This window comes from Vibrio sp. 2096, from assembly GCF_033339595.1.
In the GTDB taxonomy this organism is placed as follows: Bacteria; Pseudomonadota; Gammaproteobacteria; order Enterobacterales; family Vibrionaceae; genus Vibrio; species Vibrio alginolyticus.
Window position 1 is genome coordinate 1 of record NZ_JAWOUX010000063.1, and the last position, 1,294, is coordinate 1,294.

The following is a 1,294-nucleotide window of genomic DNA, read 5'->3' on the forward strand; positions in this document are numbered from 1 at the left end:
AGAAATTCAAGGTCGAGCTTGAATAAGGGGGAGGTAAACCTAAGCTGCGATTTCTTCCGCTGGCTTCATGTGAGAAGACACATTCAAGCTCAGCAAGCGACACGCGTTGATTTCACCCATGCCTTCGATGGAGTCGAGTTGGGTCATCAAAATGGAGGAAATATGTGCTTCGTTGGCCTTTTGACGTAAGCATTCCACTAATTGTGGCGCGAGATCAACGTGGCTTTCTGCTGCTTTGAAATACAAAGGTTCACCACCGCGTAGAGTGGTCATTTCTGCAAGTAAAGCTGGGTTGTCACTCAGAGCCCAAATCTTAGTTTTACTTTGGCAGCGAGACATCAACAGCGGCGTTTCACCATGTTGGGTTAAAATCGCAACGCCAAGATCTTGATGAACGCGAGAAGCCGAAATCATTGATGAAAGCGCGAAACTTTTGCCTGGGTTAGAACATAAGTGTTGCAGAGTATCCCAGCAGTCATGGTTACATTCCAGCTCGTGCTCTGCACCTTGTGCGATGCGAACCATGGCTTCGACCGCTTCGATTGGGTATTTGCCCGCCGCCGATTCCGCCGACAGCATCACGGCGTCTGTTCCGTCGATAATCGCGTTTGCCACGTCTAACACTTCAGCGCGAGTTGGGAGAGGATTCTCGATCATCGATTCCAACATCTGGGTCGCGGTAATGACTGGCTTACCCCAATGTTTAGAACGATTGATCAATGATTTTTGCACCATTGGCAGTCGTGCGTCGCCAATCTCTACGCCTAACTCGCCGCGAGCAACCATAATGATGTCTGATGCTTTAATGACATCATCCATGGCTTCTTTGGTTTCAACTATTTCTGCGCGTTCTACCTTCGCGACAATCTTGGCGTGACAACCTGCTTTTTGCGCCAAGCTGCGAGCGTATTCGATATCTTGTGCATTGCGTGGGAAAGAAATGGCAAGGAAGTCGGCTCGAAGTTTAGCTGCGGTGTCGATGTCTTGAATGTCTTTCGCGGTAAGAGCCGGAGCGGAAAGCCCGCCACCTAACAAGTTAATGCCTTTACGGTTGGATAACTTACCGCTGTTCAATACTGTGGTTTTAATCCACTGCTCGTCACGGTGTACTTGGCTTACTTTTAGCTGAATGCGGCCGTCATCTAGCAGCAGAATATCGCCTTCGTTCACGTCTTGAATCAGTTCTGGGTAATCAAGCCCAACCATTTCTTGGGTTCCAGATTGTGCGTCAAGTGTGCCGCTCAGGGTGAATACGTCGCCTTGATTGAGTAGAACTGCGCCATTTTCGAAGCAA

1 protein-coding gene is annotated in these 1,294 nt (G+C 49.0%); it reads right to left on the reverse strand.

Annotated features, from left to right (window positions below; translation table 11 throughout):
- Positions 1-39: 39 nt before the first annotated feature.
- On the reverse strand, positions 40-1,294 hold a 1,255-nt coding region (gene pyk / locus R7Q41_RS24050), incomplete at its 5' end, for a pyruvate kinase (RefSeq protein WP_318144711.1).